At 29.7% G+C, this 7,334-nt stretch carries 15 protein-coding genes; 1 reads left to right on the top strand and 14 read right to left on the bottom strand.

What is annotated here, in order from left to right:
• Position 1 precedes the first annotated feature (1 nt).
• Complete coding sequence (locus tag ACTQ5K_RS19550) at positions 2 to 160, top strand: YetF domain-containing protein (RefSeq protein WP_348774647.1); 159 nt, start codon at positions 2 to 4, stop codon at positions 158 to 160.
• 119 nt (positions 161 to 279) lie between these two features.
• Here the strand turns inward: ACTQ5K_RS19550 and ACTQ5K_RS19545 are convergent, their stop codons facing one another.
• From ACTQ5K_RS19545 to ACTQ5K_RS19480, 14 genes are all read right to left on the bottom strand, one after another.
• Entirely contained in the window at positions 280 to 504 is a 225-nt protein-coding gene (locus tag ACTQ5K_RS19545; protein WP_152116065.1) for a hypothetical protein, read from the bottom strand.
• An 84-nt stretch (positions 505 to 588) separates the two neighbouring features.
• Positions 589 to 1,272: a DNA cytosine methyltransferase gene (locus tag ACTQ5K_RS19540; RefSeq protein ID WP_226793783.1), complete on the bottom strand. Its 684-nt coding sequence runs from the start codon at positions 1,270 to 1,272 to the stop codon at positions 589 to 591.
• 90 nt (positions 1,273 to 1,362) lie between these two features.
• Complete coding sequence (locus ACTQ5K_RS19535; RefSeq protein WP_156827845.1) at positions 1,363 to 1,530, bottom strand: hypothetical protein; 168 nt, start codon at positions 1,528 to 1,530, stop codon at positions 1,363 to 1,365.
• A gap of 125 nt (positions 1,531 to 1,655) precedes the next feature.
• Positions 1,656 to 1,910, bottom strand: a complete 255-nt coding sequence (locus tag ACTQ5K_RS19530; RefSeq protein WP_047944114.1) for a hypothetical protein — start codon at positions 1,908 to 1,910, stop codon at positions 1,656 to 1,658.
• Positions 1,911 to 2,083: 173 nt separating this feature from the next.
• Positions 2,084 to 2,281, bottom strand: a complete 198-nt coding sequence (locus ACTQ5K_RS19525; RefSeq protein WP_047944115.1) for a hypothetical protein — start codon at positions 2,279 to 2,281, stop codon at positions 2,084 to 2,086.
• Positions 2,282 to 2,313: 32 nt separating this feature from the next.
• Positions 2,314 to 2,544 carry a DUF3850 domain-containing protein gene (locus ACTQ5K_RS19520; protein WP_016204189.1) on the bottom strand — a complete coding sequence of 77 codons (231 nt, stop codon included), beginning with the start codon at positions 2,542 to 2,544 and terminating at the stop codon, positions 2,314 to 2,316.
• A gap of 21 nt (positions 2,545 to 2,565) precedes the next feature.
• Positions 2,566 to 2,730 (bottom strand): hypothetical protein, encoded by a 165-nt coding sequence (locus tag ACTQ5K_RS19515; protein WP_161798411.1) that lies wholly within the window; start codon positions 2,728 to 2,730, stop codon positions 2,566 to 2,568.
• A 117-nt stretch (positions 2,731 to 2,847) separates the two neighbouring features.
• Positions 2,848 to 3,153, bottom strand: a complete 306-nt coding sequence (locus ACTQ5K_RS19510) for a hypothetical protein (protein WP_016204188.1) — start codon at positions 3,151 to 3,153, stop codon at positions 2,848 to 2,850.
• A gap of 476 nt (positions 3,154 to 3,629) precedes the next feature.
• On the bottom strand, positions 3,630 to 3,911 hold the full coding sequence (locus ACTQ5K_RS19505) for a hypothetical protein (protein WP_047944116.1): 282 nt from the start codon (positions 3,909 to 3,911) through the stop codon (positions 3,630 to 3,632).
• Positions 3,912 to 3,966: 55 nt separating this feature from the next.
• A complete protein-coding gene (locus tag ACTQ5K_RS19500; RefSeq protein ID WP_047944117.1) occupies positions 3,967 to 4,146 on the bottom strand; it encodes a hypothetical protein in 180 nt (59 codons plus the stop codon).
• A 457-nt stretch (positions 4,147 to 4,603) separates the two neighbouring features.
• A complete protein-coding gene (locus ACTQ5K_RS19495; protein ID WP_047944119.1) occupies positions 4,604 to 5,011 on the bottom strand; it encodes a hypothetical protein in 408 nt (135 codons plus the stop codon).
• A gap of 261 nt (positions 5,012 to 5,272) precedes the next feature.
• A complete protein-coding gene (locus tag ACTQ5K_RS19490) occupies positions 5,273 to 5,395 on the bottom strand; it encodes a hypothetical protein (protein ID WP_264298272.1) in 123 nt (40 codons plus the stop codon).
• Positions 5,396 to 5,426: 31 nt separating this feature from the next.
• Positions 5,427 to 5,921, bottom strand: coding sequence for a hypothetical protein (locus ACTQ5K_RS19485; protein ID WP_047944120.1), 495 nt, complete (start codon positions 5,919 to 5,921; stop codon positions 5,427 to 5,429).
• A 4-nt stretch (positions 5,922 to 5,925) separates the two neighbouring features.
• Positions 5,926 to 7,272, bottom strand: coding sequence for a hypothetical protein (locus ACTQ5K_RS19480; protein ID WP_047944121.1), 1,347 nt, complete (start codon positions 7,270 to 7,272; stop codon positions 5,926 to 5,928).
• Positions 7,273 to 7,334: the final 62 nt, after the last annotated feature.

Raw genomic sequence — 7,334 nt, 5'->3', positions numbered from 1 at the left:
AATTATAGATGGGGAAATTTTATGGGATAATTTACATGAACTCGGATTTGATCAACAGTGGTTAGATAACCAATTAACTACCAATGGATATGATAATGTAAAGCGTATACTTTACGCAGATTGGCGAGAGAGTGAAGGCATACATGTAAGTCCTAAATAAAATTTGTTAGGATAAGAGCATTTCTTGGTGAATATAAACTTTAGTCTTCAACAATCAGGCGCTTTAATGAAGTAACTAAAGCCTAATTTTTCACTTATAACACCGAGAAATTAGGCTTTTTATATTTTGATTTCCTTAACGTTGTAAATCCGCATTTTCCTGACGCTACCCCTATTAGAAGGTAATGGTTTACCTGTTAGTAGTTTTTCATAAGATCGCTGCTCCCAGAAAAGAAAGGTGTAACCGATTATAGCAGTTATTGTTAGAATAACAGCGAAAATAATGGATAATTGTCCAAGACTAATATTTCCTTCAGATATCAACTCGATGAGTTTATTAAGCATACTTCTTTCCTTTCTTCCATTTTTGTTTTTAATGATAAGTCTTCTGTAGTGGTAAGCAAAATAGGTATCGATAGTGCTCATTGTCTACAAATGCAACTTGTAAGAGATTGAGGCAATATTTTGCGCTACACAAGTTGGAGCTTTTCCATCTAAATCTGTAATAATTGGCTTATCTCGATATGCACCATTTAATCTTTTTTGAACATAATCAGGAGTATATACTTCTGCTCCAATATCAATAATATCTCTCATTCTCATTGGTTTTGCTTCTGGATAAGATAAATTATGGAAAGGCTTTTTAGTTCCTATAACTATTAATCTTTTACGTTCTTGAGGGAGCCACATATTTGCGTTAACAGGGCATTCTACTCTAACGTAATAATTGGGTAATCTAGTTAAGCACTCCATCACCACTTGAAATTTTCGCATACCAGGAACATTTTCAACTATATACACTTCTGGTTGTGCTAAAGCCACATGTCTAAAAAAATGTAAAAATAAATCATCGCCTGTTCTAGTTCCATGTATATCAGCAATCCGGCTATACTTCGTACAAGGGAAAGTTCCAATATAAACATCTGCATCTTGCTGATCGAGTACAGTTATTTTTGTGATATCGGTTTGGTTTATTCTGTGTTTAAAGTTTTTCCTTAAAGTCTCACAAGCAACTTTATCTATTTCAAAAGATTCCATAATTTCAATACCAGCGTCTAACATTCCTAAGTCCATTCCACCAGCACCACTAAAATAACTTTTTGCTGTTATCATCAAAATTTTGTTCTCCTTCCTACATTACTAAGCTATTTTTCTTATGGTTAATTTTCCATACTATAGCTATATCTATCTAAAACCTTGTAATTATCTCTTTTCAATTATTCTTTGTAGATTTTCACTTTTGTTATTAAGTCTAGTAAAATGAATTGCTATTCTACTTTTTTTCGAACTACTCTTCATAATCTTTATTAAATTATTTACTGCTTTTCCTCTCGCTTCATTAATAATAATGGAATCTTTCATATTCTTCATTTCCCTTTCCACAAAATAGTTATTTAATTTTCAATATCAAGGCATATTATAAGTACTATCTTTACAACACGATTTTCATTATAAAAGTTTTTCAAGTTCGTGTTGTTAAACCCTATTAAATTTAGTTATTCTACTTTTTGATTCATGTATAAACTTCTTAAATATTGTGTAATGACTATAAACCAAAAAGAAATGACTATAATTCCAACAACATTAGCGAGAAAAGGATATTGAATTAATCCTCCGACACCCCAATGGTATGAAAATAATATGACAATTATCCAAGGCAATACTTTTTTTATAATTGGAAAACGTTTATTCTTAATTAAAAATAAATTAATGATGACTAAACTCACTATTAATATATTTATTAAATTCACTTTATTTTCTCTCCTTCATATAACCTTTGTACTATTCAACTAATTGTATTAATATTTTATATCCTTCTATTGTTAGAAAGGTACTCACTTTAAAATTCACATCTTTTTGATTCGCTTCTCCAATCTTAAAATTTTTTTGTCATAATGGTTATCTAATGAACAGTTGTTTCGTACTATGCTATACGTTTTAATATGTTATTTGCTGATTTTTTTATTACTTCTATTATTTCTTTATCAGTTAGTTCGCTAAAAGCTTCTGCAACCTCGTTAGGAATACTCTCATAAACCCCTTCTAATTCAACTATAGCTGATAAAAAATCCATTCCATTGTTTAGAAACCAGTCGCATACAATTTTCTGATTCTTATTCATTGCAAAACCCCTTTCCTACCGTACAATAGTTATCAAACAATAGCCATTACTATATAATTTTCTTGCTGTGCATAATTAGTAATATAAGTAATTTCTCTTTTAACTACTTCCCCTGTATACTCTTGTGCTAAAGGGTTATATTCTTGTAAATAAAGAGTATCTCCAACTTTAAAATCTCTGTCATTTTTTCTGATTTCAAAACTTTTATTTCCATTTCGTACTTCTTCAAAATATTGCGGTTGTATTTTTAAAAAGTGTTCCATTTCCTCACTCCTTCGCAATAGTTACCAAGCGTTTATGCTGTACGTTCCATAGGTTTTACCTAATTTCTCAACGTGGTCACAATATCTATCTAACTTTTCTAATGAAATAAATCTCTTCTTTTTAACTGGCTTATCATTATGAAAAATAACTATGGTGTAAGGTTTGTTTAATTTTTCTTTCTTCACGATTAACTCTCCTTTAATGAATAATAGTTATCTACTTTGAAATCATTTTTTCCTTATATAATCTTTTGCTGTATGATTTGCAATTATAATATAAGATAAACACGTTTTTTGTTTGATTCAATTTTTGTTACTTCTACGATACTTATTCTTCTCTTCAAACTTTTTCAAGGCAACAAAAACTAATATATTCGTTAAAATCAGAAGTAACATTGAGAAAAATCCTATTAGCAACTTATCTTGTGAACTTGCATTGTATGTATATGCTACAAGCTGAATTACCATAAGGACAAAGAATAATAAGAAATTCAGAATAACCCCATCTTTAATTACTATTGATTTTTCTTTGCAGTAACTACATGTCTTATCAGCAATATTCTTCTCATTTAAACATTTCGGACATACTCTTAAATCTTTTTGCGACACTGAGAAAATCCCCTTCTTTCTACCCCATATAAATTATCTATTTTCTATTCCGTTTCTCTTCATATATGAATTAGCCATACCATTTAGAAAACATCAATAACATATATTCAATTCATATTCTTTGCTATTAGTTAAAGCAAGAAAATCAGATTCACACCTAAACATTCAAGACTTACTGTCTTAACCACTTCATTTTCCATTAACAACTCACTCCTTCACAATAGTTTCGAACTATTCATCAACTCTTTTTAGAAATTCAATAAAATCTTTTGAATTTCCAGACCCCATTTCAATTGTGTCAATCCAGCTATCGTGAACAGTATCATTTTCAAGACCTTGTTCATCAAGCTAACCCCTTACTATTTTTTCATGTTCTCTCGCTGTGTGAAACGCTTTTGCAGACTTTCTAATACTATCCTTTATTTCTTTTGGAACTTTCATATATAAACCCCTTTCTACAGCAGAATAGTTTCGAACTACGCATAAATATATTCAGGATTTTTGTTACTTTTATTCTCCACTTCACCGATTCTGATAACTGAAATATTTCCTTCCTTCCATTGGGGAACATTAGCAAAATAGAAGAGTTTGTTTTCTTTTTCGAATAACTCTGTTTTTATTCTTTCATAGTATTTATGCCCCCATTCTGGATAGTCGTATTTGAATATACCCTTATACTTGTATCCTGCTTGTTCCATCGCTTCTAATATTGTTGCTTTTGGTTCATCTAAAGTTATATCGATCAAAATTTCTTTCATTTTTCCCACTCCTTTTTAACGCACTTTAATTTTATATGGTTTGGAAGTACTTTAACTAGAATTCACTTATGAATTCTGCATTTTTAAACTCTGTATTTCTCCTTAAACATTCTTCTTCTATCATGTCTAAATCGTCCATGTCTTGAGGTAACTGACCTCCAAAACTTTCTTCCCATACTTCTTTACTAAGCCAAACTTCTCTTTCTAGTGTTACTTTTATTGCCACTCTTTTCATACTTACTACCTCCCTTTAATGAATAATAGTTATCTATTCAAATTTAATTCTTTATAACCCTCAAACTTTAGTTATCTACTAATTTTCTATGTCCTGTTTTAAGTTGAATTTATCATCACTATCTTTATTTGTATTTTTATTATCAAGAAATTTAATGCGAAGACTATCAAAAATATCCCTAACAACTAATACAAAAACCATTAAAATTGAAAATATTATCAAGAAAATTAATATTGGGGCAAATATTTTGGCATATAATAAAAATCTTTCAAAAAATTGTATCATATTCATAAGTTTACCTACCTATATAATTTTTTTTGCGAAGTGATTACTATTCGGATTTTTAAACATATGTGAAACCCTCTCCTTTAGTCTGTAATCGTTTTAGTCTCATTCTCTAATGGGAGCTGTCAATTTGCCACAATTAAAATCTTTTCTACCGCAAATAGGTTATCTACTACTTCACTCTCTTTAACTCCAGCCTTCCAGTCTCAGCATTAAAATCAACAACTTTAAATTTTTCAGTGAAACTAAATGGAGCATTAATAACATCCGTTTCAATTATTTGATTTTTTTTTAAAGGGTAATATAGCTGTGTAGTATCATCCCCCCGACTACTTACATTCATTACTCCAATTGAAATCGAATCATTAATAAAACCAGAGAAGTAAACGGAATTATCTACTATATAATCACCTATCTTATAAATTCTTTCCTCATTAACAACAATATCTTCATCTTTTTTAGGTAAAACATTAAATGTGCTTTCTAAAGATCTTGTAATAAATGAACTAAAAATATATATGATAGTTATAACTAAAAAACCGAACACAATTAAATTTCTTTTCTTATTTTTCATACTCACTAATGACCCTCTCTTTTATATTTTCATTTCAATTCCGCATTAAAGGTCTTTATTTTTCAACTTCAATTTTTAAATGGTCTTCCTAAAAGTATGCCAATAAAACCTGCTAACACAAAAATTAACACAATTATTCATTGATAAACCTCTTTTATTCCCTATTACTAATCTATCATTTCTATCAATGATTTAATCCAACCAAGTATCTTCAGAATTGCCCCCAATACATCAATATAAAACAACATACCTGATCTCCTTCTCTATTTATTTGATCTTGTTAATCAATTGCACCTTTTTTATATTTTGTTCCATAGCTAAATGATGTTTCTCTAATAAATCTTTCATCTTTTCATCTTGATAGATTTTTACTTTTTGACTAGCCTGCATTTCAATTCCATTAGCATATTCAGAAATTTCCTTAATAAAACCTATAACTCTCTCTATCTCTTTTTTTTAAATCCTGCTCAGAAAGTTTTTTAGAGAGGTCTTCCAATGACGAAATCGAATAAATAATTTCTTCATTAAAATGAATCACAAAATATTCTTCTTTAATTTTTGATAAAGGAATCAAAATTTCATTTCTGAATAAGTAATAATTGCTATTGTCCAGCTTGAAAGCAAATCTCTTTTTATTTACTTCGTAGTAACGGTTACTTACCCTAAGATTTTCTTTTCTCATGGACCAAATCAGATTCCATTTCGGATTCAGAGGGTCATATTCATTAATAGGAAAAGAAAACTCAATAACTTTCCCTATGCTCTTCCCATAAGGAATATCAATTTCATTTATAAAACTTACCTTTTTATGATTTTTTAATTGGTCCAAATATTTACGAGAATAATGAATCTTAAATAATAATGAACCAATAAGAAATACCAACAGTATTTTTTCTATCCATAATATTATTTGCATGTTATTACCTTCTCCCTTTTATAATGGCCATTTTAAGCTTCTTCCTATCTTTTAAACCATTGCTTAACATTATCGCTATTGAAATACATAAAGCACCTATAAAGACGATATGTAGCAGAATCTTTAAATCATCTAGTGATAAAAAGGGAGATTCGTTTTTGCTACTTGCCTTTTTCTCGTCATCAAAGTTAAGCTTCCACATTCCTCCCTCATATAAAGCTTTAATTTCAACCTCAGTTGTTTTCTCTATATAATCGTCAAAAAATCCAGGATATAGATGAGTTAGATTAACGGTGAAAGAATACATTTGATCATTTTCTTTTTTCTCTTTAAGTATGTCTATTGATGATAACGGGTTTTCGTTTTCACTAAATGCTTCAATCATTTCAGTTTTAATTTCTTCATCTGTCTTCCCCTTTGTAAAGCTTTGATTTTTAGAGACTAAAGTGCTTGCAGCCCCATAGTTTGCATTTATTACTTCTTTATAATATTTAGTAACTACTTCCCTTGGGGTTAAATCATGTTTATCGATCACTTGGTTAACAGCATCATCTACTAGTTCAAAAGTTAAATACCATTGATTTTCAAACTTAATAGCAACGATTCTTTCTTGATAGGTATATTTTTTGGAGTCAGTTAACGAAGCAGTAAACAAAATACTTCTTCCATCGATTTCCTTAGCATCTTCTATGCTAAAAGTAGCAACAGAATTAACTTTGCTAGTATAAAATTGGGATATTTGTTTTATTACTTGTTGAATATCAGAGGTATTTCTCTTTTCTTCAGGCACTAATTGACTTTCAATTTCCGGTTTAGATAGTAACAGCTCTTTAATTGCTGTTCCATAATTCCCTTGTCTTATTAATTCATAATAACTATTTACCTTTTTGCTCGCCTCTTCCTTTTCTTCTTCAGTAATCGGTTCAGTATCCTCAACAGCTTTTACATCTTTCAATTCTTCAACTTTAACTGGTTCGCCTGTTTCAGCAGAAACGTATATCGGATCTCCTTCATTGGTCACAGAATCTAAAATCAAATACACACCAGCAGCGGTTAATAATGTTTTGCTAAAATTATTCCCCTTATAATAAGCTTGTCCTTTATATTTATTTTTTCCTTTAGTTGCATTTGCTGCAGCATTTTTACTTTTAATATTACTAGGACTAGTTTTTGCATTGGTTTTTGTATTATTTTTTGATTTCACTGAGCTAACCTTACCGCTATTAATAGAAGAACTTTTCACACTAGAACCTCCGGTTTTCCCTAAAGATACCTTTGCAGAGGCTGTACTATATGCTGTGAAAAATAATAAAATAATACTGAGGGTCATTATTGCTATTTTTTGGTTCATTACATTTTCCTCCTTAATCAAAAGATGAAGAACTATCACTTGAAGAGTCATTACTATAATCA

Origin of the sequence: Niallia sp. Sow4_A1 (genome assembly GCF_052116745.1) — a bacterium.
Taxonomy (GTDB): Bacteria; Bacillota; Bacilli; order Bacillales; family Cytobacillaceae; genus Niallia; species Niallia hominis.
Note: the sequence above shows the minus strand (reverse complement) of the source record. Positions and strands in the feature narration are given on the sequence as shown.

Excerpts from the sequence above, each read along its gene's own strand:
- ACTQ5K_RS19485 (WP_047944120.1), bottom strand. The coding sequence starts at position 5,921 with ATGCAAATAATATTATGGATAGAAAAAATACTGTTGGTATTTCTTATT.
- ACTQ5K_RS19535 (WP_156827845.1), bottom strand. The coding sequence starts at position 1,530 with ATGAAGAATATGAAAGATTCCATTATTATTAATGAAGCGAGAGGAAAA.
- ACTQ5K_RS19490 (WP_264298272.1), bottom strand. The coding sequence starts at position 5,395 with ATGCAGGCTAGTCAAAAAGTAAAAATCTATCAAGATGAAAAGATGAAA.
- ACTQ5K_RS19545 (WP_152116065.1), bottom strand. The coding sequence starts at position 504 with ATGCTTAATAAACTCATCGAGTTGATATCTGAAGGAAATATTAGTCTT.
- ACTQ5K_RS19525 (WP_047944115.1), bottom strand. The coding sequence starts at position 2,281 with ATGAATAAGAATCAGAAAATTGTATGCGACTGGTTTCTAAACAATGGA.
- ACTQ5K_RS19520 (WP_016204189.1), bottom strand. The coding sequence starts at position 2,544 with ATGGAACACTTTTTAAAAATACAACCGCAATATTTTGAAGAAGTACGA.
- ACTQ5K_RS19540 (WP_226793783.1), bottom strand. The coding sequence starts at position 1,272 with ATGATAACAGCAAAAAGTTATTTTAGTGGTGCTGGTGGAATGGACTTA.
- ACTQ5K_RS19500 (WP_047944117.1), bottom strand. The coding sequence starts at position 4,146 with ATGAAAAGAGTGGCAATAAAAGTAACACTAGAAAGAGAAGTTTGGCTT.
- ACTQ5K_RS19480 (WP_047944121.1), bottom strand. The coding sequence starts at position 7,272 with ATGAACCAAAAAATAGCAATAATGACCCTCAGTATTATTTTATTATTT.
- ACTQ5K_RS19505 (WP_047944116.1), bottom strand. The coding sequence starts at position 3,911 with ATGAAAGAAATTTTGATCGATATAACTTTAGATGAACCAAAAGCAACA.